This window comes from Marinococcus tarijensis (assembly GCF_054971385.1).
On record NZ_JBQOJA010000021.1, the window covers coordinates 1 to 26560 of the forward strand.

General features: G+C 45.3%; 23 protein-coding genes. All 23 read right to left on the reverse strand.

Annotation, left to right across the window (positions count from 1 at the left end):
- Positions 1–409: 409 nt before the first annotated feature.
- The 23 genes from ACTTK7_RS11920 to ACTTK7_RS12030 all read right to left on the reverse strand — a co-directional run bounded on the left by ACTTK7_RS11920 (position 410) and on the right by ACTTK7_RS12030 (position 26345).
- Entirely contained in the window at positions 410–775 is a 366-nt protein-coding gene (locus ACTTK7_RS11920; protein ID WP_462868301.1) for a hypothetical protein, read from the reverse strand.
- Positions 776–1102: 327 nt separating this feature from the next.
- The gene (locus ACTTK7_RS11925; protein ID WP_462868302.1) at positions 1103–1351 is read right to left on the reverse strand and encodes a hypothetical protein; all 249 of its coding nucleotides are present in this window, start codon (positions 1349–1351) and stop codon (positions 1103–1105) included.
- A 36-nt stretch (positions 1352–1387) separates the two neighbouring features.
- Positions 1388–2332 carry a peptidoglycan recognition protein family protein gene (locus ACTTK7_RS11930; RefSeq protein WP_462868303.1) on the reverse strand — a complete coding sequence of 315 codons (945 nt, stop codon included), beginning with the start codon at positions 2330–2332 and terminating at the stop codon, positions 1388–1390.
- A gap of 21 nt (positions 2333–2353) precedes the next feature.
- Positions 2354–2659, reverse strand: a complete 306-nt coding sequence (locus ACTTK7_RS11935) for a hypothetical protein (protein WP_462868304.1) — start codon at positions 2657–2659, stop codon at positions 2354–2356.
- 81 nt (positions 2660–2740) lie between these two features.
- Positions 2741–3022 carry a phage holin gene (locus tag ACTTK7_RS11940; RefSeq protein WP_462868305.1) on the reverse strand — a complete coding sequence of 94 codons (282 nt, stop codon included), beginning with the start codon at positions 3020–3022 and terminating at the stop codon, positions 2741–2743.
- 89 nt (positions 3023–3111) lie between these two features.
- Positions 3112–3396 carry a hypothetical protein gene (locus ACTTK7_RS11945; protein WP_462868306.1) on the reverse strand — a complete coding sequence of 95 codons (285 nt, stop codon included), beginning with the start codon at positions 3394–3396 and terminating at the stop codon, positions 3112–3114.
- A gap of 12 nt (positions 3397–3408) precedes the next feature.
- A complete protein-coding gene (locus tag ACTTK7_RS11950; RefSeq protein WP_462868307.1) occupies positions 3409–9555 on the reverse strand; it encodes a peptidoglycan-binding protein in 6147 nt (2048 codons plus the stop codon).
- Positions 9482–12547: a phage tail spike protein gene (locus tag ACTTK7_RS11955; protein ID WP_462868308.1), complete on the reverse strand. Its 3066-nt coding sequence runs from the start codon at positions 12545–12547 to the stop codon at positions 9482–9484. Before ACTTK7_RS11955 ends, ACTTK7_RS11950 begins: the two co-directional genes overlap by 74 nt.
- Before the next feature lie 2 nt (positions 12548–12549).
- Positions 12550–13287, reverse strand: a complete 738-nt coding sequence (locus tag ACTTK7_RS11960; RefSeq protein ID WP_462868309.1) for a distal tail protein Dit — start codon at positions 13285–13287, stop codon at positions 12550–12552.
- Positions 13288–13293: 6 nt separating this feature from the next.
- Entirely contained in the window at positions 13294–17532 is a 4239-nt protein-coding gene (locus tag ACTTK7_RS11965) for a phage tail tape measure protein (RefSeq protein WP_462868310.1), read from the reverse strand.
- A 118-nt stretch (positions 17533–17650) separates the two neighbouring features.
- Positions 17651–18175, reverse strand: a complete 525-nt coding sequence (locus tag ACTTK7_RS11970; RefSeq protein ID WP_462868311.1) for a hypothetical protein — start codon at positions 18173–18175, stop codon at positions 17651–17653.
- Positions 18176–18242: 67 nt separating this feature from the next.
- Positions 18243–19220: a phage tail tube protein gene (locus tag ACTTK7_RS11975; protein ID WP_462868312.1), complete on the reverse strand. Its 978-nt coding sequence runs from the start codon at positions 19218–19220 to the stop codon at positions 18243–18245.
- Positions 19221–19226: 6 nt separating this feature from the next.
- On the reverse strand, positions 19227–19670 hold the full coding sequence (locus ACTTK7_RS11980) for a hypothetical protein (RefSeq protein ID WP_462868313.1): 444 nt from the start codon (positions 19668–19670) through the stop codon (positions 19227–19229).
- On the reverse strand, positions 19667–20077 hold the full coding sequence (locus ACTTK7_RS11985) for an HK97 gp10 family phage protein (RefSeq protein ID WP_462868314.1): 411 nt from the start codon (positions 20075–20077) through the stop codon (positions 19667–19669). The genes ACTTK7_RS11980 and ACTTK7_RS11985 overlap by 4 nt, the downstream gene beginning before the upstream one ends.
- 19 nt (positions 20078–20096) lie before the next feature.
- Positions 20097–20243, reverse strand: a complete 147-nt coding sequence (locus tag ACTTK7_RS11990; protein ID WP_462868315.1) for a hypothetical protein — start codon at positions 20241–20243, stop codon at positions 20097–20099.
- Positions 20244–20255: 12 nt separating this feature from the next.
- Positions 20256–20678, reverse strand: coding sequence for a hypothetical protein (locus tag ACTTK7_RS11995; protein WP_462868316.1), 423 nt, complete (start codon positions 20676–20678; stop codon positions 20256–20258).
- A 3-nt stretch (positions 20679–20681) separates the two neighbouring features.
- A complete protein-coding gene (locus ACTTK7_RS12000) occupies positions 20682–21107 on the reverse strand; it encodes a hypothetical protein (RefSeq protein ID WP_462868317.1) in 426 nt (141 codons plus the stop codon).
- A gap of 15 nt (positions 21108–21122) precedes the next feature.
- Complete coding sequence (locus ACTTK7_RS12005) at positions 21123–22040, reverse strand: phage major capsid protein (RefSeq protein WP_462868318.1); 918 nt, start codon at positions 22038–22040, stop codon at positions 21123–21125.
- A gap of 63 nt (positions 22041–22103) precedes the next feature.
- Positions 22104–23636, reverse strand: coding sequence for an XkdF-like putative serine protease domain-containing protein (locus tag ACTTK7_RS12010; protein ID WP_462868319.1), 1533 nt, complete (start codon positions 23634–23636; stop codon positions 22104–22106).
- Positions 23637–23696: 60 nt separating this feature from the next.
- Positions 23697–23963 (reverse strand): hypothetical protein, encoded by a 267-nt coding sequence (locus tag ACTTK7_RS12015; RefSeq protein WP_462868320.1) that lies wholly within the window; start codon positions 23961–23963, stop codon positions 23697–23699.
- Positions 23947–24177 carry a hypothetical protein gene (locus ACTTK7_RS12020; RefSeq protein WP_462868321.1) on the reverse strand — a complete coding sequence of 77 codons (231 nt, stop codon included), beginning with the start codon at positions 24175–24177 and terminating at the stop codon, positions 23947–23949. Before ACTTK7_RS12020 ends, ACTTK7_RS12015 begins: the two co-directional genes overlap by 17 nt.
- 13 nt (positions 24178–24190) lie before the next feature.
- Complete coding sequence (locus tag ACTTK7_RS12025) at positions 24191–25066, reverse strand: phage head morphogenesis protein (protein ID WP_462868322.1); 876 nt, start codon at positions 25064–25066, stop codon at positions 24191–24193.
- Complete coding sequence (locus ACTTK7_RS12030) at positions 25059–26345, reverse strand: phage portal protein (protein WP_462868323.1); 1287 nt, start codon at positions 26343–26345, stop codon at positions 25059–25061. Before ACTTK7_RS12030 ends, ACTTK7_RS12025 begins: the two co-directional genes overlap by 8 nt.
- Positions 26346–26560: the final 215 nt, after the last annotated feature.

A 26560-nucleotide genomic window follows, 5' to 3' on the forward strand; every position in this document is an offset into this window, starting at 1 on the left:
GCGCATATATCAAAAAAGACCGAACGCATCCCCATACGTTCGGCCCTGGCAACAAATAACGACCCTTCAAAGGGGTTGGCTACAAAGATGGAAAAATAATCACCTTGTTCCTGCCAAAGAACTCAAAGGTGGTTATTTTTTATGCTTAAAGTGATCTGCCAACATGATGCTTGCATAGATCGCTGTCAGAATCGAAGCTGCTACGGTTACTGCATCAATTAGCATTCCGGCATCACCCCCTTTCCGTGGGGTGTGCCAACCACCTTTGAGTTTGTTATTTAATTGCCATACCTCTACTTTATAGATCTATCGTGGATAATTCAACATACAAGATATGAAGAAATTTCTTGTTTTAAACTTGACTTTTAAAAACGAATTTCTAGCAAAAAAACCGAGCTTAGGCTCGGTTTTATAATTCTTCTACATAATATAATTGGTCCATTTCCCTTGCTCCTGCTGCAACTTCTACACTCACATGGCTTTTTGCGAAGGCTTGACTTAGCTTGATTAATCCTGCTTCATCTTCTACGCCTGTTTGAATAGAATAAAATCTGCCGTAACCAGAAGCGACCATGATGGACTGCCCTAAATGTCGCCCTCCACAGCGTGATTCAAAGGTAAGTTGTTTATCACTGATCTTTCTGGCTAATCCTTCCACCGTGTCACTATCGCTACTTTCCCAAATGCTATCCCATAGCTGATTAGCTTCCCGAAAGTGTTCAGCTATTACATCATTTTCCTCAACCAGTTCTTGTAAGATTGTACGTACAGACAAAAGACACGACCTCCTAAAAATTGAATAGATGGTAAAACATAACTTTATATTAATCATTGGTAAGCCCTTTGTCACGGAAAATTTGTAGCATATACAAAACAAAGACGAGCTCCCATTGGAAGTCGCCTTATTAATACCTATGTAATTAATGAAGAGAGCGAAACATTCGCTCTCCTGGTAGGGTTTCTTCATGAAACCAAAATATTTTAGTGTTGGGCTTCATTACTGAAGCCGAAGTTTATATTATCCATACTATAACATAACTATTAATATGATAAATATCATATAAAAAAGAGGGAGATTTCTCTCCCTCGATCATTCGCCATATTACCCTTTTGCTCGTTGAATGGCTTCTTTCCGTTCTCTTTTTGCTTTTTCTTTTTCTGTTTCATCGTTGCTATCAATCACCCCGAAAATCCCGAGGATCGTAATTACCCCAGAGATAATCCCGGCTAAGGCAGTCTCTAATTCCGTGGTACTATCCAGACCGAAAAAAGAACCAATGCCGGTAGCAAGTACCGGCACAATATAGCCCACGATTTTTTTGATGCTTTTCTTTCTCATATCTAAAGCCATCTTTCATTCTTCCTTTCTTGGTTTCTTTCTTTCTAATTACGCAACTTCAACGTACTTTTCGTACGTAGTGATAAACAACCCGGATTTCAATTCAAACATTGGTGTATCTGAATCTTCCGGCTGAACAACGCCGACAATCGTAAAGGCTTCTCCTTCATGCACCTGTCCGGCTACCACGCTATCATCATCAAGTTTTGGTTCTTTGCGAACATTGACCGATTCGGCTACGACCAGTGCCAGTTGTCCAACAACTAACGCTTCTTCCATCGCTTCAAAAGTTTCCGGTCCTGCTATTCCATCCACCGATAAATCATGCTCACTCTGGAACGATTTCACCGCACAAGCAGTTTCTTCGCCATAATCGCCATCGGCTCCATATTCGGGAAGGGCTTCACCTACTTCAAGCAATTGCTCTTGCAGATCTTCCACTGCTTCTCCATTGTCGCCTTTTTCTAGCAACTGACCTTCCCAGGAGCCAGACCCTTCAATTTTTCCACCTACGGGATGACTTTCTTCCATTGCTTTGCGAACTTGATCCATATTGATCCCTGGGCAAGCATTGTGCGAGTGTCCAGAATATTCATTATGCCCTTTTAATCGTTGGATGTTTAACCCATCGGTGTCCACGAGAGCTTCATAGAGATCATAGAAAGATTGTTCTTGTTCATCGGTAAATGATCCGTTTCCAACTACACAAACATTAATAATAGGCGTGTTATGCTGTCCTACACCATAAGTGATCCGTTCGACACTATTTGCCCATTGAATCGTTCCATCTTTTGTAATGACAAAATGATAGCCAACGCTCGGCCATCCGAGATTATGCACATGATAATTGGCATAGGCAAATGCATCCCCGGCATCTTCAGCAGAATGGTGTCTCGCTATATCAGTGATAACACTCCAATCTCGTTTGTCGTAAGATCCATTTCTCGCAATGTCACCTCGGACGTCTACTAGCTGTGGTAATTCTCTATACATATTCATTCCTCCTTGATTCTATTAAATCATGATTCGTAGCACGAACGTAATAAAGGGAGATAGCAAGACAGAAAACGCACTGACAGTGGCGATTAAATTTCGTTTGGATTCTTTCTTTTGATTCTCCTGCTTCTTTTTCCACTCATTAATCTGGTTCTGCAGATCTGCAATATCTTCTTTGTGGTCATTATCTACTCGCTGAATATCATCCCGTAGATTCTTTACATCGTTTTGTACGTCTTTCATGCCATCGTGCGTTTGCCGAACCTCCGTAAATATTTGTTCTAAACTAACCTCTGCCACAGCTCTCTCCTTTTCCTCTGGCACGCTTCCACCTCCATGATAAACGTGCCAAATTGACCCCCATTATGGTTACATCCTGCCCACCCCCTTTCCGAGAGGGAGATCCTACTGCAATTTCGCTCTCTCTAATAACCGCAGTTGGCTTGATCCTTTCTTGCCAATATAGTTATTTTTGTACGCTGCTATGACAATCAACACTGCTAAAATGAAATCGGCGGTGGCATCTAGCTGATTGCTTGAAACATCCACCCCAAAAAACGCCGAAAGCAGATTTTTCCCCGAAGCGATAATCGCACTGACGAAAAGAATGATGCTTCGCATACGATCATATTGCTCATGGTTTTTGATTGCTTCCCAAAGGGAACCGTATCCTTCTTGATTTTTCATGATTTCACCTCCTTATCCAAAGTTATCTATATAAAAAGCCCCTCCCATGGTAGGGAAAGGCTTGGATCGTATTCTTGCTTTCTTTCCTTCTATCTTTCTTCCAACATGGCTTCTAATTTCTTTAATCGTTCTTTGATATTGCCATCGGAAGGATCATCAATTTGCTCTCGGATGCATTGATCTTTTTGTTCTGCTGATAGGTGATCTCCTACCTGCACATCCATATCATCCAGGAACACATGGAACGGGCGTTTGATCCCTTTCATGGAGATCCCTGAACCATGAATATTAACCCCATCACTTTGCTTGACGTTCACATTATTTTTGACCTCTCGAACGGTACGGTAATTGTGTTCAAGAATAACGACTTTCATGGCTTCACTCCTTTACGTGTTATCAATCACGACTTCTAATAAGAGATCCGGGTGCATGATGGCATACCTATCGGAACTGGTATAACTGGTGTAAATCGCAATCCCCTCATGCCCGTTTTCGAGGTTACTTATCATCGCTGCATCCAGTTCGACCCATTTGCTTTGATCCCGGTCAAAGTCGGCGGTGACATAGGAAGAACTTGTCCATGGTTCACTGGTTCCACTCGGTTTGTCTTCGGTGGTGTGCGTACGGAAAACGACAGTGACGGGAGAAGAATACCCATGATAGTCCTGTCTTTTCGCACGAATCCGAGCACTCTTAATGGTTCTTCCTTCTAGCTGATCCGATACCTCACCGCCAAAGAACCAAAATCCGGTATGCAAGCCATGATTATTCCATTCACCTTGATACACATCGTCATTGGCTCTCCAACCGCTAGAATAACGATCACGCCATGAATTAGAATCAGTTGGCTCAAAGCTACGTTTGATTTCATCCGGCTCTGGCTTCGTCGCATCGCCCGGATCTGGCTCATGCAATTCTTCATACCAACCGCCGAAGTGCGTATAACTCATTGCAGTTTCCCCATCCGGGGCTGTTCCTTCCCCATAGACTGAACCACCATAGTTATAAATACCATAATCACTGGCTAAACCTTTGCAGTCGCCGATAACGCTCATTTGTCCACCATAGAAGTTGCTTAATCCTCTTTCAGCTCCATACGTTTCGACCCCATCCAGAACGACTGTGCCGAGATCATTTCGGAATCCATATTGGCGTTGCCCTCTGGTTTGAATCATGACATTATTTAGCCGAGTGGTTAAAGACCTATTGGTCCAAACCGTAGCACTTCCATTGGCTCGGTCGTCAATAACCTCACTATCGTTCACCTCAAAATTCAAGTTACAGTTCCAGATGTTCACCCCGCCCTGTAACGGGCTGTCGTTTAGATTGATCGTTAGACTGCCTGGACCCATGAAGCCACGTATATCTAATAACTCATATAACTTATCCGTACTTAATACATTGATAGCCACGTTTCGCTCTAAATAACGAGGAAGATTTCTGACGATCTGCATGATCTGTTGCACCGGGCTATCTCGGCTCTCGCCATCGTTTTCATCATCACTGCCATCGTTTACATCCACATAATAATCTTGGTTATATCGCTTAACATTGACTACTGATTCCGATTCCAAATCTTCAATCGTTAATCGGCGAAAGCCCCGTTTCTTGGCAGTCATTTCGGCAACTTGATCGCCTTCATTATCATATAGACCTAACGAAGCGTTTCCTTCGCCTTCCCCACCGATTTGCAATTCACCTGTTTTGACTTTGTTCGCTCGTACATATCCATCATCAGTGTTTTCAATGACAGGAGAATGAATGAGGAAATTGCTTTGTGTTCCTCCATTACTTCGGCTTAAAAACCGAATACGGGCATATCGAGCATTGTCCGGCATGACGAAGTTCCACCGGGCATTCATGCCATAAGGCATTTCATCGGGATTTGTCAGATCTGATTGAGCGAAAATGGCTTCTACGTGAATCCATCCATCATCCCGGCTATCATCGAGATCAGACAAAGGCCCACTGTGACGGACAAAATACGGATAACTTGGGCTAGTATCAGTGAATCCACCATCGCCCCCACGTTCAGCAGGTGACCACCGAGAGATGTTTCCAATTTGTTCTTCGTTTTTATCATAAAAGATGATACCGACCCGGCGACTGCCATCCTCGGCTTCACATTTGATATTCACATTGAGCTTATGCGTAGTGGAAGGATCAACTTCAAAGTATTCACTCCATACATCCAGATCACCATCTGATTGCAATCGCATGAGAGTTGCTCCATTTCGTTCCGAATCATCTTCAATAAGCTCCATTGTGCCATCATCATTACTGGTTGACACGCTCCAGCCGGTGTCCTCGCCGGTTTTCGTGAAATTATTAATTTTGTTTTTGGCTAATACATCCAACCGATCTGCCGAGAACTTTCCGGCGGTTACCTGTTTAGCATGAAACGTTCCGGCATTCACATTATGAACCGTAGGAGAATAGATATAAAAATCACTTTCATTTCCACTGTTTTCGATGCTGTGAAAAATAAGTTGAGCATATCTCGCTCGGTAAGGCATGACCGCATAATCCCCGGAGTTCTCTCCCATCGGAACTTCTGCTGTATCATCACTATCGACTTCACTGGAAACAAAATAGGTGACCAGTTTCATATAATTGCCCCGAGCAATCCCTGTCAACGATCCTTCTTGCTCAAACAGATAGAACGGATCTTTTTTATCGCCTATTTCTCGGTTCTCCGGGTCATAGGATTCATAGCTGCTTAACAGATCCTTATTGGCATCATAAAATTTAATTTCTACCTGCCGTTTGCCATCCGGGTGGTCACACCATAATGAACAAGCTATTTCATACGTGGTATTCGGATCGACCATAAATAAATTAGATTCGATCCCTCCATCCCCATCGGTACGAACTCTAGCTACATCGGCATCCCGGGAATTAGATTCCCAAATCACAAAATCGGTATCTTCTGTTGTTTCGGTCCATCCCTCATCGGTTCCGGTACGAGTGAAATTATTTACTCGTTCCCGAGCCAATACGTTCAGGGATTCCGTTAAAATGGTTTCTGTGGCAATGACTTTACCATTTAAGTTTGTTGTTCCGGCATATTTCCAATCATCCAGAATAGAATTACTGCCTTGACGCACACCCTCACCATAAGAAAGCTCATCATCAAAGTGCATGACATACGTGGTGTTTTTATCTTGAGCATTCCTTCCAGTAGAAACAACATTGAACACATCGAACCGATACACACTAGACCATATCTCGCCATCCGTAGCATCTACATACATTTCTGCATTGGAAGGGATATTTTGCGAAAAGGCGACTTCGACATTGCCTTGTCCTTGCGGTTGATAACTAGATACAAAGCTATCAATCTCTTGCCCTTCATCGTTGTATACTCTTGCCCTTACTCGCACATCCAAGCCAGAATAATGAACAGGTATACTTAAAAAGAATCGACCAATGTTCCATTGTTCTTCTTGGATATAATTTGGCATCGGTGGCATGATCCGATCAATCTGTTCATCCGTTCCGAATCGGCTTTTGCCGATCTTTACGCCATCCATATAAAACTCATACCGTTCATCCACTACGGAAACGAAAGACACTCCCACCCGAGAAAAGGTGAGTTCTGGAATCCCCGTATAATCATTCGCTAACTCTCCGATTTTTTCTCCATTGAGCCATAGTTCCGAGACACCTTCGGTTGTTCCTATCCCTTTCATGCCGATTTCTACACAGTGCCAACGCCCTAACTCTAAACGGGCCTCACTTGGATATTGCGTAAATTCCTGCCCATCATTAATACGGAGATAATACCTGTCGCCATATTCCTCATCTTGTTCACTGGATAGGTACAAGCGAATCCCATCGAGATTGTCCTCGTTGACCATTAACCGCCCGAAAATCATATTCGATGCCCGTTGCTGATGATCCTTCGGAAAATACACATAGGTACGGAACCAACCCTCATCGGTTAAAGCTTCTGGGAGAGTTACCCCCTGCCATGTCCATTGCGAATAAGGAGAACGTTTCCGCACCATCATAACTGCTCCATTCCGCTGATGGGGCAGTCGAGGGTGAAACCGTTTCGTGCGAGTGAAATTTGATCCATTAATGCCTACGGTGTCAAAGACAGATCTCGTAGGAAAGGTAGGATACGGGCGGTAATCCATTTCGGATAAATTATCTTCGCCACTCCATACCTCATCACCCGAGATTCCTTCGGCATACACAGGTTCCGGGTAGATCTCCCTTCCCCATGCATCTTCGCCTTTTGGAACGATGCGGTGAGGTCTAGCACGAACGCTTCCTGTTACTTGGCATTCGACCCGATACCCGGCATCTTTAATCTCGGCACTCTGAATGCTTAAATATTGGTCTGTTTCCCATTCTTTCACCGGGGCAAGCCGTTCTACGGGCATATTAAAGGTTATATCAAGGTGATTCGTATCCCCATCTTGAAACCGGGCTGTCATGGCATACGTGATGACCTGGGGAGAAACCATCGGCTCCTTCGCTGCTAACGTATTAAACCGCATGATATTTTCTTCTGGCTCTCCATAAATCTCGGCTAATCCATCGCCAAAGATTTCAGCATTTCGATCTAAAATTTCAGCATCAGTTTTGTCGGGTTCATCCCGATTCCACCGTATATGCGATTCCAATTCCCAATGTTGAAAGATCCCGAGACTTTCCATTCGAGCATTTGTCCAATGCCCCTGTCGGTTCGTCTGTGCCCCGAGATCCTGCCATTGCGTATCATCATAATAAAAGGTTTCGATGCCTTCCTCAGTAAGATATTCGGCAAACTGTTGAGCCAATTTGCTGTATGCTGTGTCACTATCTGAAAGCACATGAGGAACATAATTTTCTTTACTTCTCCCCGAATAATCCCATCCAAATCCATGAGGTTCGATAATAAGAAGATCCTGCCGGGTTCCGGCTGATACGAACGCATGAAAAGGATTCCAATCGTTTCTGGCACAATCGGATCGCCATGTGCGACCGTAATTGTCTTGATCTTCCGGCAGATTCAATTTGTCTGTGCCATTCATAAACCACCGATGCCCTTTGTACCATGCAAAGAGCCTTGCCCCTAACAGGCTTGTATTAATATTTTGATAGGTGTGAACACAATCCAGACACCAGTTATACGTAGGGTTGGTATGCCATGCGAACGTTCCCCATCCTAAAGCATTCTCATCATTGATTTCATGAAGCATGGCAAACTGTTCTTCGGTTTCGGTATCTTTATAGATCTGAAACTGCCAGTTCCATCGTTTATCTCGATACTTCGCCATAATCACTGCTACATCAAAAAGATCCTGACGCTCCATGCCAAGACCCATCGTGTGTATATCTTCTAATTCTTCTCGTTCGGGAACCTGGAAGGCCATGTAATTGGTCTCATCCAGATTGATCCCTTCGCCATTAGTCGTGATAATCTCCATGAGTTTGCCCATCGTTTCCTCTCCGGCAATCCCATCGACATATAAATCATGTTCCTCTTGGAAAGAATAAACAGCATCCTCTACTGCGGTATCATATTGATCGGAGAAATCCTCTACGGCTTGTATCCATGCGGTTGCTTGATCTCCCGTTTCGACTTTCAGTTGTATATCCTCTACGGTATATGCAGTAGTGCCGAGATCTTGGCTGTCGGCTGTCCGAAAATTGATATACAAGGGAGTGGCTTCGTCCAGTTGAAAGGTAATAGGAGAGGGAGCATTATACGAATCATTGACATCTTCCCCATCCTTATCCACCAGACGCACACGCATGTCTGTTTCAAAATCATTGAAGGAAATCGTATACTCCCCGGCTTCGATCTCATCCGTTATCACATGGCGATACGTAGTATCACCGCTACTTGTACCATTGAGATCATAGCCCTCGGTTAATGTAGTATTCGGTATAAGGTTTGTGCCAACAAATCCTGTATTTTCATGATGAATCATATTTGCTCGTTCGAGATTTTCATTCAGCTTTTGAACTTCTTCGCCCTCATCGCCGGGATCTAAACGTGCCGGACGTTCCCCATCGTACGTTAAATAAGAGTCTTGGTCAGAGAAATGTTTTTCATGCCAATCTCGCCATGTTTCGGCATCGGTAATAAATTCCCCTTCGGTTTCCTCTGGAATGACAAGATCCAACGCATTGTCTAAGGCTTCGAGAAACGAACTGTCGGCTTCATCAAGGATACTTTGTTCTACTCCGATGAATACCCCTTTGCCCCGTTCATTATCATTGCAGAAAGCCGATGGTGCTTCACTATTATAGAGTTCTTCTCCTTCTAACAGCGAAACATCAAATCCCTCTGCGGTCAGTGTTTCGTTCATTCTCTGACGTAAAACAAGATCCCGACCTCCTAATTGGATGCCAGAACCTTCTTCTGCTTGAATATGAATGGTACGGAATACTTCACTTGGTGCTTCAGATGTCTCGGTAATAAGAATGGCTTCTGTTGCTAATTGCTCCTGTAACCAATCTTTATTCTTCTCCATCGGAAGCAGGATCAACGGTTTCATATCCTCTTCGTCTAATATGCGTAGCGTTTCCCACATATACGTGATCGCCTCCTTGCTGTAATTCGTTATCCGGCCTTGCCTTTTTACTAATGCGTAGATCCTGCAAGATCAACACATGATCTTCGTTGATTTCTACATCATCCGGGAATACTTCTGGCTCGATGAATTTTCGGCTATTTACTCGTTTTCCATTCAACCAAAGCTCCCATTGCGAACGTTCATCGCTCCAATTAATAGCAATTTGAAACGGTCTATTGGCTCTGATCTGCTTTTTATCACTCGTAATGGTATTGTCTGTATCACCGAATTGCACATGGGCTTCTCCTTCTTCGGTCAACCGTAATAAAAACCGATTCGGTTCTTCCCCTTCGGTCAATTCCTCATCAATAATCATGTTGAATAGGGTTTGTTCCAGATTCCGAGGAACGACCCCTTTCAACTCGATGCACCCTTTGTTTCGGCGAAAGACATGATCGGCTCCAATCGTTAAAAGATCCTTATCTCGTTCTCCGCTTACATAGGGGCAAGGATAACCTTTGCCGAAAAAGACATTAGAATAATAATGAATCCGATTGTTTTTATCGTTGTTAAAGATATACACCCGGGCTTCCGAGCAACTCTCCGGCAACCGTTGATAGAACTCCATGCGTTCCCATCGGCCTGTGCCGACAAAATCCCGGTAAAAGTGTTCGAGGTTCGTGCTATCCCGAAAACTCACCCGACATTTATCATTTCGTGGGGCATAGACATAAAAAGAGAGCGAATAAATTTCGCCCCCTTCGACTTCCATCCCCCAGGAATAAATCGAGGATGTTGAACTCTCTTGCCTGTTCCACCGTTCAAACCGTAAACAATATTTTGAGTAAGGAGAGATACCTTCCACTCGGTTTCGGTTCGTTGAACCATACCAGTTTCCTCTCGTCCATCCCATAATGTTATCGTCTGATTCAATTCGGCTCGGTTCAGTGCTTTCCGGCTCATCCCCTTTTTCTTCTTGATAGGAAGAATCCGAATCATCTTGCCCACCATCACTGGTTGTTCCTTCTTCGTCTGCCCCTCCGCTTATAGGATCATCCTCATCCCCGAGTTCCGCAAATTCCGGTCCTCGAAGTTGATTCTCTGTGGCGTGTTGTAACAAGATCCCACCATGAGCAAAGACAGGCTCTCCTTCGGCAAAGTGATTCACATCATAATCGTAGGCTTCACTTGCCCGAGTAAAGGTCGGAGGATTGCCCCCATAATCCACCCCGATTCCTTCAAAAGCAGCTTCTTCATTTTCCCGAGGATTATACCCTTCACTATAACTAGCTTCCGGGGTGATCTGGATGCCATCGAAGCCAATGCTCTGTCTCCATGTGCGACCACCGTTTGTCGTGAAACCAATGCCATAGTTCTCATCATCATACAGGCCAATGCGTAATTGCTTCTGCGAGTTATCTGGATCCGCAAGCACAATATTTTTATCATCCCAAAAGAAATACGTATCGCCTACGATCCGAATGAGTTCGGTTAAGATCTCTCCCGAATTTAATAACTCAGCCGTAAATCCTTCGCCTGTACCAAAGGTGGAAAACTCCCAATTGCCAAACCGATCTTTGCTGTTGGCAACTCGCAAGGCTCCCCCTTTGAGGTTAATCACTTGCGTAGGGTTTTCCTCTCTCGGTTTATCATAGATCGATAACCCATCTTGATCCGTCATATAGACATAGCCATTGGTACTTTCAATTTCATTGTTCAGGGTATCGATATTCCCCTGTAACCATGAGGTTTTAATATCATCCCCGGGCGAAACTTTATCCTCCCATTGTCCATATTTATCCCCGATGATCTCCGAGATCCGATCCAGTCGTTCATCTTCGGTGATCTTCGGCTTGAAATTCCCGAGGGTGAGTTTCCGTTTTTCGCCACTCTGCCCATACGGGAACGGATCTTCTTCTTTAATGATCCGGGCTTGCACACGCATATGAGGTTTGAAAACGGTATCCATCACTGCTACGTCATCCCCTAATCGGAATACATACGCCCGATACCGTTCCCCAAACTCATCGGTCTTGTTTTCTAAATCAATGGCTTCGCATTCATAGGTGACATTCGGCGTGTTCGCTTTTTGCAATGCTTCCCATGCTGCTTCGGCTAAGGCTTCGGGATCATTCTCTTGCTCATCTTCATAATCCCCAAACCGATGCACCTTTTCTCCATTCACTAATCGCCCAAACCGTTGTCGGGCTTCTTCGTCAGCGACATATATCTGCCCCTCTGGTTTATCAAATGGATCGCCATTATCGGTATTAAACGAAGCATCCGCAATCGTGATACGTCTTCCATATCCATCGCCGGATTTTTCACCTTTTCCGAACGCATACATGGCTGTTTTCAATCCTTTACGATCCACTTTCCGGTTAATCTCACTGGCATTTTGACCAATCTCAATCATGGCTCCCCGGTTTTCTCCTAACCGTTCAGGAGCTTCCATGACCCGATCTCCGATTTGTCCTCCTTGAAGCTCAACATAATAATTTAACTCGCTTCCCCAGGTATCTCGTATCGTCTGTGCCCCTTTAAGAGGGTTGATCCGGTAGAGGGTATCGCTGTTTGTGCCTAAGGTATTGGCTACGTTTCGTACTTTCCAATTCGGCACATCTTCCAAGCATTGAATTAATGCTTCTTCGAGCGAGGTATCGGTAGGTCGCTTATCCATGATCCGGGGAGCATCAAGCAATTCATGAAAAATATGCCGAGCCTTCACTGTTAAATTTCTTCGGCTTGTCCGGGTATCTTCCGGGCTGATAATATCGAACACTTGAAACCGGCTGTCTCGATCAAAGATTCCCACCTTATAGCCACTGGTCATGAAATCTAAATGTTCGCCCCGTTTGTTCGTTTTAAATTCAAAATTATATTTGCCTTCTAAATCTCTGGTGACAGAAGCATCCCAGAATACCGCATCCCCATCTTCCTCATCGGAATGGGCTAATATCGTATTTAATCGTTCTTCCTCATCAAATACATAAATCATTCCATCTGGCATGCTTACCACCTCCCACGATACCGAACATCAACGCTGTCTACGCCTGCCGAGGGAATATCTAACTCGGTTTCTTTATCTAACTTGAAAAACGTGGTTTCTTCGATGCTGAATCGGTCATGCCGAGCATCCCCATCAATATCAATTTCACGTTTCCCTGCGTCAATGGTCATGACAGAATCGGCTGTGAAATCATACTCTACGATGATCTGTTCGCCTGTGCTTGCTTTACGGATACGAAACCGATCCGTGGCTTCTTGAAACGTCACATCAAAAACAGGAGACACCTTTTTTCGTCCTTCTCGGTTGATGACCCCTCCCGATCCCGTCAATGTTTGTGTTTGTTCCTCTCCATATCGGTAAGGCCGAGGGCAAAGAAACGTTAACGTCACTTCGCCCAACGGTCTGCCCTGTGCATATTCCGTATTTCCGGTGAGGATCGCCATATAGAATCCTCGTTCATCGCTGAACTGCAATCGTTTAGGTTGGTCTGATCCTAATTTTTCACCAATAGCATCTAATTTTTCTTGGAAGGCTTCATAATCCGGGGCATCGATGGTGACCTCTATGGAGATCTCCAACGTATCATCTTTGACATTAACAAATTGCTCACCACCTTGGAGGGGGATCTCTTGCGTGTTGATAGTACGAGGGGGAATCACATGTCTTGTGATCTCCCCCACTACCATATCGTCATTTAATACATATTCTTCGTTAAAGGTAACGGTGACTTCCTCTGCCATCTTTCATCATCCCCCTCTCGCTGCTTTATCTTCGTCTTGCAGTTCCTTCAATCGTTCGGCAAGTTCTTCAATATCCTGCTCTGCTCCATTAAACTCTGCAATATGAATCAACGGAGCCGATTTGCCCATCATTTTGCTCATGATCTCAATCAAACGATCCAACTTCTGGGCTAACGCATCGTTGTTATTTCCACTTGCTTCATTTCTGGACCGTTTGGCTTCAGCAATTTGTTCCGGAGTAATAACTTCCTCCCCATCACGAAGCAACGCAAGTCCTTCCCCTCCGGCCGTAGGTGCTCGATACGTACCGCCACTGTGTAGCTTCGGTATTTTCGGAGGGCTTGGGAATCCAATAGATCCACCACCCATATCTCCGGGAACCCAATCCGGAAGGCTTGGAAGATCAATGCTGATATTGCCAATGCCACTAAGCATTCCATTGATTGCACCAATAATGCCATTGATCGCTCCTTTGACCGTAGAAGTAATGCCATCCCATACGTCCGAGGTAGCACTAGAAATGCTATCCCATACGCTCGTAATGGTGGATAGGATTGAATCAAAGGTACTCGAAACCGAGCTAGAGATCGTATCGATCACGCTTGTAATCGTACTCATGATGCCATCCCAGATCGAAGAAGTGACGCTCTGCACACTATTCCAAATGCTAGAAATGGTACTTTGGATCGCATTGAACGTACTAGAAATAGCTGAGGAAATGCTCGATATAATGCTCTGTATGGCACTCTGAATGGCATTCCATACCGATGAGGACACGCTTTTAATCGCATTCCAGATGGTAGACACAGTGCTTTGGATCGCATTAAAGGTACTTGAAATCGCTGATGAGATGCTAGAGATAATGCTTTGGATCGCACTCTGGATCGCATTCCAGACCGAAGAAGAAACACTCTGAATCGTGTTCCAAATCGTTGAGATCGTGCTTTGGATGGTCTGGAAGGTGTTGCTAATCGCACTCAAAATGCCACTTACAATGCTACGGATGGCAGTGCGGATGCTATTCCAGACCGAATTGGAAACACTCTTAATGGCATTCCAGATCGTGCTAATGGTGCTCTGTATCGCATTAAACGTGCTTGAAATCACGCTAGAGATCGCTGAAATCACTGAAGAAATCGCTGATTTAATGGTGTTCCAGGTGTTTTGTGACACGCTTTGCACCGTATTCCAAACCGTAGTAATCGCATTTTTGACGCTGTTAAAGATCGAAGTCGCTGTGCTAATCAATCCATTCCAGATCGCCTGAATCGCACTAACGATGGCATTCCAAGTTGCTTGTGTAACTGATTGGATGGTAGACCAAATCGTTGTGATCGCTGTCTTGATGCCATTGAAAGCAGTTTGAGCGATTGCCTTAAAGCTATTCCAAACTCCGACAAGCACTGATTTAATCGTATTCCATACTGCTGTGGAAGCTGATTGGATGCCATTCCAAACCGTTTCGATTACTGAACGGATACTCTGAAAGATGCTAGTTGCCATCGAGATAAATCCATTCCAAATGCCCTGCACTACCGACTTAATCGTGTTCCAGACCGTTTGTGTTACAGATTGTATCGCATTCCAAACCGTAGAGATTGCATTTTGGATACGGTTAAAGGCTGACGATGCCAACGAAGTGAATCCATTCCAGATGCCCGTGAGGACGCTCTTAATCGTATTCCAAACGGTCTGTGTGGCTGTCTGGATGCCTGTCCAAACAGCTTGGATCGCATTTTTCAACGCATTGAAGGCTGAGGATGCTAACGACTTCAACCCATTCCAAATGCCCGTAAGAACACTTTGGATCGTATTCCATACGGCTGATGTTGCTGTTTGGATGCCAGTCCAGACCGCTTGAATCGCTGATAAAATGCCTTGAAAAATAGACGTTGCCAACGTGACAAAGCCATTCCAGATGCCCTGCAACACCGTTTTGATCGCATTCCAAACGGTAGAGGTGACATTTTGTATGGTATTCCAGACATTCTGCACCACGGTAATCAGCAAATTAAACGCCGTAGACGCAATAGTTTTCAATCCATTCCAGATGCTAGAAAGGAAGGATTTAATGCCATTCCAAATGCTCTGCACATTCGACATTGCTTGATTCCAGATGCTTTGGATCGTATTTACGATCGCATTAAATACGGTGTTCGCTGTGGACTGGATACCGTTCCAGATGCCTGTAATGAAGCTAACGATGCCATTCCAGATGCTACTAAAGATCTCCTGCACCCGGTTCATTCCATTAGAAATGAAATTCTGCACCGCTTCAATTCCGCTAGAGATAAATTCCTTAATGCTGTTCCATGCTTGGGAAACGTAATCCCCGATCCAATCCCAGATCATCGACCACAATTCTTGCAGGAATGTCCATCCCATCTGAAAGATGTTTTTAATCGAGTTCCAAAGCTGTTTCAGCGATTGCTTGATGATATTCCACACCGATTCACCAATCGCTTTGATGTTTTCCCACGCTTCGCCCCAGTTGCCCATAATGACATTGAGGACTAATTGAATCGTGTTCGAGATAATCTGAATCGCATTATCAATAACCGTAGTGATCGTATTCCATGTGGTTTCAAGGATCGACAGAATATTGTCGCCCCACATCGACCATATTTCTTTCGCTTGTTCTACAAAGAAATCAATAATGGCTTTAATCCCATCTACGCCCGCTTGAAAGGCTTCTTGCAAGGTTGACCATAAGGCTTCGCCTTCTTCCTGTATGGTCTGCCATATCCCCATGAGGGTTTCTTTGACACTGTTCCAGACTTGGGAAGTTACCTCTTTGATCTTCTCCCATGCCCCGGTAACAAAATTCCGGAAGCCTTCCACGTTATTCCATAATAAAATAATGGCTGTAACGACTGCTGCTATGGCGGCAGGTATCAGAACCCACGGGCTTGCCAACATTGCCATGTTCATGCCCCGAATCGCCACAGTCGCCCCTTTGATGGCAGGGCCGAGAGCAATCATGGCTACGGAGAACTGCGATGCCCCCTGAATCAGTGGACCATACTGGTATTGCAATTCTTCAGCTTTGGAAGTTAGCTTTTCCATAACCGTGGTATTATCAGCTACGTCTTGAGCATTATCCTCGATGACATTAGAGAACCCTTCGACATCCCCACTAAGGCTATTAAATTCTTCTTCACTCAACCCCATCGTGTCGAGGAAGGTTCCGAGATCCCCATCGGCATCATTAATCCCTTGTCGTAATTCCTGCCGGGCGGTTCTCCCGGTTAATCCCATTTCTTGCTCCATATAGCCGAGCAATCCCGCCGCATCATTGACACTAAAGCCCAGATCATTCATTTCAGGGCCGACTTTATCCACGGTATTCATGAACTCGCCAACGTCTTGACTGGTCTGTTGGGTGATATAACCAAAAGCATCTAATGCTTGTTCTTCATTTCCTGCTGAAACGCCAACTTGTTCTAAAGCTACGCTTCCCTTTGCTAATTCATTAGAATTAAGCCCGGTCGCATCGCCAACCATATCCCAGGTGTTTGCATATTTCTGTAGATCTTCTGCTGATTTCAGCCCTTGCTGTGACCCGATCTCAAAAAGTCCAGTGACTTCTTCAATCGGAAAGGTCGCATTTTGCGTGTCCGCTGCTAGATCCCTCATCGAGCCACTAGATTCTCCGATGGCTCTCGCTACTCGGTCAGTTTGAGAAGTGAGATCGGCTTGTTGCCTACTCATGGCTTCAATCCCGGCTCCTGCTCCGGCAGAAGCAACAGTGATGCCTTTCCAATTATCTGCAACGCCACCTAAACCGCCGGCACTGCTCTGGAAATTTCCCGTTTCTGATGATGCTTGGCTGGTGGCACTCTGTACTTCCTCTGCTGACGATGCCACCGAACTCAAAGAACTCTCTGCCCCAGACGTATCAATATTCCATGATGTTTCAGATTCCAATGTTTGATTGGCTTCTGAAGCATAGGAAGTCGCTGAATCCAAAGCAGATTCCCCCATAGAGGTGTCCACAAGCCAAACGGAGGATTGCTCCACGGTACTATTGGCATCCGCCACCGTAGATTCAGCCGAAGCAAAAGATGCTTCCGCTTGGCTCGTATCAACCTCATACACAGGGGCTTCGCTAATGGCTTGATTTGCCTGTTCTGCAGAGGATTGAGCATTACTAAATGCTTGGTCTGCATTATTACTGATCTGATCGAATACACTTGATGCTTCGTCATTTCCTCGAACCGTTATTTCAACGGTGTTTCCTGCCATTTATCCTCACCTCCGGCGAGCTGTTTTATTACCAGACCTGCCCCCCGAAGGTTTGCTACTTCTTTTACCATTTTTCTTGCGTTGCTCGTCTTGCTCTTTCTTCCGCTTATCTAAATCTTCATTCACTCGATGGATTAAGCTCTCCCGTTGCAGGGGATTCATCGCCAGATACTCGCTCGGCTGTATCCCCACCTCCTTCATCAAGATGAAGAGGTTCTGCGTTTCCTCCTTGGTCTCCGGATTGTTCAGAGCGAAATCGTTCTACCTCCTGCTTATTGGAGATCCCCGAAAGCTCTTTAATCTCCCCTGCAATCTGTTGAATCAGATCGTTCGTGAGCGTTTCTTTTACTTCTTTCAACGTCATTTCTGGATCGATCATGCCGTACGCACACGCAATCATATCTGATTCCCGGCGAGCCACGGTGTTTTTACTAATATCGATGCTCATTGATTGCTCCATTTTTCCATTACGCCCCGGCTTCCCTTTCATTTCGTTGCCTTCTTGGGCTTTCGCTTCCACTTCGCCGGATTCCGGTCCTGTTAATGGGCGTACCGTCAAGGTCATATCCTCGCCCTGGAACTTCACCGTAATGTCTTTCTTTGCTTTTGCTCCCTGTAATAGTTCTTTCGTTAAACGTGCCAATATGAACCCTCCTAGTAGAATTAAAAAAGGAGCAAAGAGATCTTCTCTTAGCTCCATGATTTTTGATTTATGCTGAAGTGCTTCCGTTAATCGTTTCCACATCATAGCTTTCTTTATCGTTCGTAACGCTGACAATAACTGGTCCTTCGTTCCCGGCATCCGTATCGATCAATGCTCGAACACTCACGGTCTGTTCAATGAACTCCCGACCACTGACTGGCTGTGTCGCACTCATATAGATCACTCTTGGGAGAGTAATTTCAATATCCTCGCCCAGATGAATCGTATAAGCAGCTTCCTCCATCGTGTTTTCGGAAGGTCCATCACTATCGCCCCAGAAGTTGATTAATTCTTGGGGATCAGTGAAACCGAGCGTTGTTTCGAGGGAAACCACCATCGCCCCTCGATAGATCTTTTTCGGAAAACGTGAACCCGGGCCTTGTCCATCCTCAGCCGATGCCCCGGTTTCCAGAGAAAAAGTCATGGATTGCACATCGGCGGTGATGTCCGTATCTCCTTTGGAGAGAGTGGTTTCATGAGAGGCATATACTTTACCCTCGGTAAAGTCCACATCCTCCTGCAACGTTCCCCGTTTGTCTTTCACGCCTACGGTTTCGACACTCATGTTTGCCCATTCATCTTCAACCTCGATTTCAATGGTGCTTACCGCATTGCCGAGAAACACATGCTCTAAAATGTCTTTCCCGATCCATGAGGTGAAGGTTGGCATCGTTGGGGCTGTGCTTGGAGAGAACGTGTGCGTATATGCTCCCGTATCTCCGCTTACTTCATAGTTGCCCAATGCCCACTTAAAGAAAAACGGAGCAACATATTTATCGACTGGTACACTTAATGATCCCTCAGTCATATACATGCCCAGACCGGCAAGGCGATCTAAGCCACTCATGCCTTCATATACCAATTTGTCCTCTTCGGAAGGGTCAAACTCTGCCGATTCGGGATCAAGGGTTTCCTTTTGTCCTTCTGCTTCTTTGGCGAACTCGGTTTCTTCCGCAAAAGACGCATATCTGGTGATCTCTGCCATTTGTTGTTACCTCCTTCTTAATCGAAACGCCATATCCACCGCACTCCAATAGAGTTGCGGGTTATCTGCTCCCCCACTATATGCCGGATCAACATTCACCGGGCGAACGTCATGAACAGCTCCCCCTAATGTCCGATCCTCGGTTAATGCGTCATACACCATCATGGAAAGATCCTGTGCTTTCTCATAACCTTCCTCCGGCTTATTCGATTTCACGAGAATCAAAAAGGTAAAAGTGAAATCGTGTTCTTCCGTTTTCATGCCCTGCAAGTTCGGTGTGTGACCCGAGGGTAAGATCCAAATAGTAGGGGTTCGCAGTTTGTTTAAATCGGCTTTCCTGCCATAATTAATTTCTTTCACTTCTTCTAATGTTTCATGATTTCTTAACGTATCGAGAAATCCCTGTCGTATATCTCGAAGAGAATCCACCATGCTTTTCTTTTCGCTCAAATCAAGTCCACCCCTCGTAATGCTTGACGAATGAAATCCCCATGCCTGCCTTCGGCTTCACTAATCGATTGCTCAATATAATTACTCCCGGCAAAGCCAGGGTGTTCCACTTTCTTCACTGGATGATCGGCTCCCGGCCAGTACAATGCCTTGCCATTTTTCGGCACAATAGTAAAGGGATCGATCCCATCATTTTGAATCAAGGCATACGCCACGGATGTGCCAACAACGGAGTGCAAATAGCCCCGTTGCTGATACTTCCATGACCCGGCTAATCGCCCATGATTTTGCGGAGAGTTCTCCATGAGATTGCCCCACAATTCCAGTGTCGATAATTCATGGGAATGCTCTAAGGCTTCCTGTACTTTGTCTGACAGGCTCCGGATTCCGCTAGAATCTATATCCATGCTCCCTCACCTCAATCGGTTAGGAGGTAATTCCTCCTTCAAGTTCCTCTACTCGCTGCTCTAGCTCATTGATCTTATCTGCATACTCTTGCAGAACCGATTCCAGTTTTGCTACACGGTTACCGCCTTCACCTTTACCGATGTTTTTCGGTGCTTCGACTGGCATGATATTTCCTCCTTATCCTTCATATTCATCCAATGACGAAAAAATGGAGACCCTTCGCTTTCGGAAAGGTCTCAACTCTTTTTTCAGATCTTTAATCACATCACTGGTATTAATCACATCCACCGTATAATCATCCATTTGGATAATCGGGGAAGATCGTTGCTGTTGGGCTGTGCCTACCATTTTCGCCACCGTACGCTCGATGATGTCCACCATTGCCAAATACTCGGTATCATCCTCGCCGAACGTTTTCTTTACTCTCGTATGCACATGCGAACCAATCTGCTCGATCCATTTCTCTAGCATTCGGTCCAAATAGCCCTCGGGATCGTCTTTATCTTCAAGATAAAAGTCATCGGTGCTGACCCCGGTAAGATCTTTAATGCCTTTGACCGTTACAACATCGGTGATTTTTTGATCTTCAAACAATCCCATGATTTATTGCTCCTTCTGGGCTTCCAGATCCTCCAACAAGGTCGTGCGAGCCTTTCCATTTTGCTCGATCTCAATGGCACTTTCCACGCTCATGCCCTTGTCTGTGATGGCTTGTTTAAAGTCCTCAATGTTAAGGGCTTGCATGGCTTCAACTTGATCTTGGATCGGTTCTTTCTCGGTTTCAGAAGCATCCGGAGAAGAAGGATTTCCTTCTCCCTCGGGATCTTCCTCTCCTTCTTCCTTAGAACCTTGTTCTCTTTCTTCCTTGGTTTCTTCCTCAATCACCTGCGTTTTCAAGTCCTTCACCGCTGTGAGCACGATGGCTTCTCGGTTACTGACTTCCACCTGTACGGGCTTTCCAGGCTCGAACCGTCTACCCAGACGACTACGAACCTGCTTGCCTTGATTGATAACCTCTAATGTTTTCATATCGCTTCCCCCTTATTAACCTTCAAAGCCTGTGCCGACTACCGAAGCATTTTCATCTTCGTAATGGCAATCGACACGCATAGTGGTCACGAAGTCGGTCAGGCGTCTCTTCGCTTGACGATCCGGCTCAATGCGAATATCACGATACATGCCATACACAAGGTTCGTGGTAGGGGCAAGGAGAGCCTTTCCGGTTGGCATATTGGACGTATCGGCAATCCGGAATCCTTTGTATGCTAGTTGGTTCGCTTCTGTCTGTGCACTGTCACCCAGACCAGTACCACGATCACGAAGGAGATTCCGGTACGCATCTTCAATATCCCAATGCACATAGAGTTTCCACTCATCCCGGTTACGGAGATACTTCTTATCAACAGAACCGATCATCTTATCAAAGAGTTGCTCTACATCCGATGGATCGCTTTCCTCGGAAACATCTGCTTCATTTGCTGATTTCTTCAACCAACCATCGGTTACACGAAGCAGGCTGTCACTGCTACTAGTGTCTCCGGCAATAAATAGTTCTTCCAGATCAACCCCGGAACGATCCGCAATAAGAGCAAGCAGGGTATTTTCAAAGCCTTCTTTCTCAATATTATCTTCCAGAGTAGAATCCGTAAGTCCGGCAATCGCAATCAACTCTTTGGATTCCAGAGTGTTGGTATTGAAATCCGGCTGACTTTTCTCATCCGGGCTTTGTCCTTCGGAAGCTGCTCGAAGGATACGGGATGCAAAGCCGACACGATCAATGTCGTGCGTATGGCTGTTCATCGTAATTTGGCGAGCATCATCAAGGATGCGTGTTGACTTTGAAACGGTTTGAATGAACCGATCACGTTTTTCCGTTTCGAGGATACTCGATCCGAGATCGCTCGTTTGAATAGCTTTCAGTGCTCCCTGTATTCTCTGCATTAATTCTTGGTTTTGATCCAATGTGAACCCTCCATCTAAAATCATTCATGTTTTAGCCATCGCCCCCTTATGCTACTGGCTTATTTATTTTTTATATCCAAACGGATCTCTGGCTGGTTCCGGGGCTGACTTCTGGGAAGGCTCGCCACCATCTTGTCCGGCCAGACGTTTGGAAAGTGGTGCACGTTTTTTTGCTAACCGTTCCAATTCCTCAACCTTTTCGTCATACTCCGATTTTGGAACAGTTTCTTGGCTACTTCCTTTCTTGCTTCCTTTGTCGGAAGATCCTCCGTTTTCCTCATCTTCTTCCTCGTTACCTTCATCCTCGTTATTTCCTTCGCCATCACCGCTGAGAGTAGCACTGATTTCTTCTAGCTTCTCTCCAATCGGCTTCATGCGTTCATCGAGCGTATCCTCAATGAGTTGCTTTGTTTCTTCCTCATTCATGTCGCCTTCCTCCTTCTGGGCTGACTTGTTTGATCGCTCATTCTGGGCTTGCTCAAACAGTTCATCAATGTTTTTCTTTGCTTCTTTCAGTTTGCGATAACTCGATTCCGAGATCTGCCTTCCGGCTTTTTCGCTCGAAGCAAATCCCATTTTCGCTAGAGCTTTTTCAAACATATTCATGCCACTTTGTTGATCCTGCTCTGCAGACTTTTGAGCTTCTTCGCTCTGATTAAGAACATCTGTAATCGCTTTGCTCGACACTACTGGCTTTGTGCCTTGACTGTTAAGCGTAGATGCTTGCTGAATCGGTTGATTGCTCGGGTTTGTTACTGGAATTACGTTTTCTTCAATCCGGACTTCCTGGGGAGACCCTACAAACTCCACATCGCCATCCTCGGTGATCCGGTATTCGACCTGAACAAACCGAACCGATTCCTCGTTAATGACCTGCATCACCAATGTGTCCTCTAATACGGAGTACACAATCGGCATCTGCTCGTCATTCCAATACACCTCATCCATCTTGGCTTCCACAAGCATCCGGCGTTGCTCAATCGATCCTTCTAACGCCTTCTGGATCACTTCATTGGAAGGGCCTTTGCTCTTGATGGCGACCCATTTCGCTTTAGGAACCGCAGGCTCATCCACCAATGACACTGCATTCACTTCAAAGTCACCAATATCATTCAAGGTCGTGCGTTCTTTCACCGCATGATTATCCGCTGCATTCTTCAAGCTGTTATTGTACTTGGATTTCAACGTGGATTTCGGAATACCCATGATCGAAAAACCATTGAGATTTCCATCTTTGACGGCTTCCCAACTCTTATCATTCGTGACCCGAACACCCATCATCCATGAGCCTTTCGGTACTTCCACGACTTGCCCATCTTTTTCAAATTCCATATCCATCGGAGCCAGATAACTCTCAATGGTTTTCCCTACATTGTTGAGGGAATGTTGCACATCGATGTTGCCATATTCCTCCATGAATTTATGAGCCACTTCCTCTATTTCTTCGGCGGTGACTACATCATCATCGGAATCCGGCTCATCGGGTACAAGCACCGGGCCTAACACCACTCGCTTGCTATCATCCTTTGCCACCATAGGGGCTGTTAATTCGCCCATCCTGTCACTCCCTCCTTTACGTGTTGCTGTCTTATTCATTCTTTTTCACCTCCTTTGCAGAATATAGAAAAAAGAGCCATTTCTTCATGAAAGGCTCCTTTAGCAATCACTTCGTGCCACAAATCGATGAGGTTTTCGGCTCATCACGGGCAGATGCTTTGGCTCACGATGCTGTTGTAGCTTATACAGGCTTTGTCTGCGAACATTTCTCCATGCTTCTGAACGAATCCCCTGCTTCTTTCTTTTTGCCCTAAATACGCTGTCGTAGATCTCTCGTACGGTTCGTTTAATTCTCTGCCAGATCTTCCGAATCCCTTCAGCAAGTGTATCCATAAGCTCCTGCATCGGATTATTTTGATTCGACATAGTACCTCACCTTCCCCTCATCTTGTTTTTCTTTGCTAATAGACTTTGCTGTATCGAGTTTTTTAAGTTCTTCCGGGGTAAAGGTCACTGACCCTCCTAATTTCTCTATGAGAAGGGCAGAGAAGGCAAACATGGCTTCGTTTTCCTTCTTTAATTGGTCAACCTCTTGCTTGTTTTGATGCTTATCATCCTCTGGATTATATACATGAGCCATTGTGGTCACTCCTTTAAGCAGCATTAGGGAAATACGGTGTTGATGTAATGTGTTCATCCTCTTTCGGCAGGTAAGGGCGAACCCGGCAACGGCAGTTGATCCATTCCCCGATCACGCCTGAACGATCTCCCGGATACATTAAGCCATTCGAGAAGGCTTCACCCACTCGAACCACCTCTCCATGTAAGATCACATGGCTCACTTCGCCATCATCCCGCACTCGATCATCATTGACGGTTAACCATTGCTCGAACTCCACATTATGCTCCTGCATGGTTCGATGTGATCCCTCATTCTGTGCTCCTTGAATCTCTGTCCGGGCAATCGTCTGTAATCGTCCATTTCGGAGATTATCAAAGTCTTTGCCTAACTCATCCGCAATATCATCGATCCCTAACCCTTCGGCATATCCTTCGGCTAAGGTTTTGCGAAAATCCCCTTTGATCCGGCTGAACGTATCATCGGAAAACTCATAGATTTTGTCGTACAGTTCATCCCGTACTTCTTCGGAAAACGAGGTAAATTCAAGGCTCAACCCCTGCGAAGCAAAATCATCAAAGGTCATTTGCCTTCCGACTTCAGCTATATCCAATCCCTCATCCACGATGGCTTCCTTCATATTCTCGAAAGAAGTATCCATGATCCGGGCAATCAGGCGTTTTCGTTCCTCATCATTCTCCGGGAGTAATCCATTCGTTCGCAGTTCATCAATGAAAGCCTGCTCTAATCCGGCTTGCATGTTAATCAACCGATTGGCTAACCGTTCTTCGGCTTCCTTCACCTTATCGTCTTGTTTCTTAAAGGCGGGCAACTCGTGATGATCGACTAAAAACTGCACCACTTTCTCACCCATCTTCACTGCTTTCGATGGCTCACATGCCCTACACATCCGAATCTTGTCCTTTCGCTACCTGGACAATATCTCGATGCAACTTATTCACGGACTGCATTAAGGCTTGATCGCCCCCACCTTCTCCGGCGGGTGCTCCTGTCTGCCCTAATGGTTTTCCGGCAAAGTAGAACTCATCCAACGCCGGGTTATCGGATTTTTCATAGCCCATCGCTTCCCGGATCTCATTAGGCGTAATGACCCCCATATTGCCCAATCGTTGAAATCGGCTGACTTCGGCTGAAGAATCCCGGGTATCAATATCATTTAATCGGAACACCCAATCTTTACACCCTAACCCCTGCTCGATAATGGCATTAGTGATCAAGTTCTCCCATCGCTCTTGCTTGGGAGAAATCACCGATTGTTTATAGATCTCTGTCGTTTCTTGGGCTGATGATCCTCCTAACTGCCCCTCCACAACAATTCCGGCACGATACGGAGGAACACCATGAGCCGATAGAATCTCATCACGGTTATCCTGCCGGAACATCCGGAAACTCGCTTCTTTGGTATCTGTACTGAGGGCTTCAAACTGAAACTGTACGGGTTCTTCCGTAGGATCATCTTCGTCTTTCTTCCCCGATAAAACGAGGGTAGAATGATTATTATTTTTTACATCACTCTGGAAGAATTTTTTAATCTGTTTTTCCGTTTCCTCATCCAGATCGGCTCCCGATACCGTGACGGCATAGGCCGGGATCGCATGATTATCAAAGAAACTAATATTATATTCCTGTCTCTCCCGATCTCCGATTAAGGCATCTAACGAGGGAATGACATCGGGCAATCCGTAATAATCGCTTCGGCTTGTATAATTTTTAAGGTGTAAGATCTCATTGGCTTTATCTTTCTCATCCACCTCATCCGGTTTTTCGATCACGTTGCCTGAATCCAAGTAATAATCTTGTTCTTCACCGAATTTCTTAAACCATGCTCTCCTGCCCATGCGATGTTGAGCATACAGCACTTCTGAGGAATGCACCCGAACCGTATGAGCCGGGATATGCAATAAATGCGATACCAGGCGAGTGTCTGGATCTCTCACCACCTCAATATAGCCATTGCCTGTACTCTCATAATCCACTTCGACTTTCTCCGCAAACTCACTAAAGCTCTCTTCTGGATTTGGTCGCTTGATTAATTGTTCAATCATGGACTTTTCATTTTCGCTCGGATTTTCTTTATCTTCATGCGAAGGCTCTAAAAACCAACCAATGCCGGCAGTATCCCGGGCTTTGGTTTTACAGGCTCGATAGTGAGGGGTACTGATTTCCAATAATCGGGCTAATCCTTCGAGGTTATATAAAGGCTCAATGAATTGCTGTTGCCCGTACGCATCCGCAAATAGATCTGAAGGCAACTGTTTGGAACCATCCTCTTGCCCTTTCAAGGCATAACCATCCAGAACGCTTTTCCCTATCACTTCGCCATCTTCAAGCACAAAGGCTTGCGTTTTCGCCATGCTATCCCTCCTTTCTTGGTTTCTTCCTT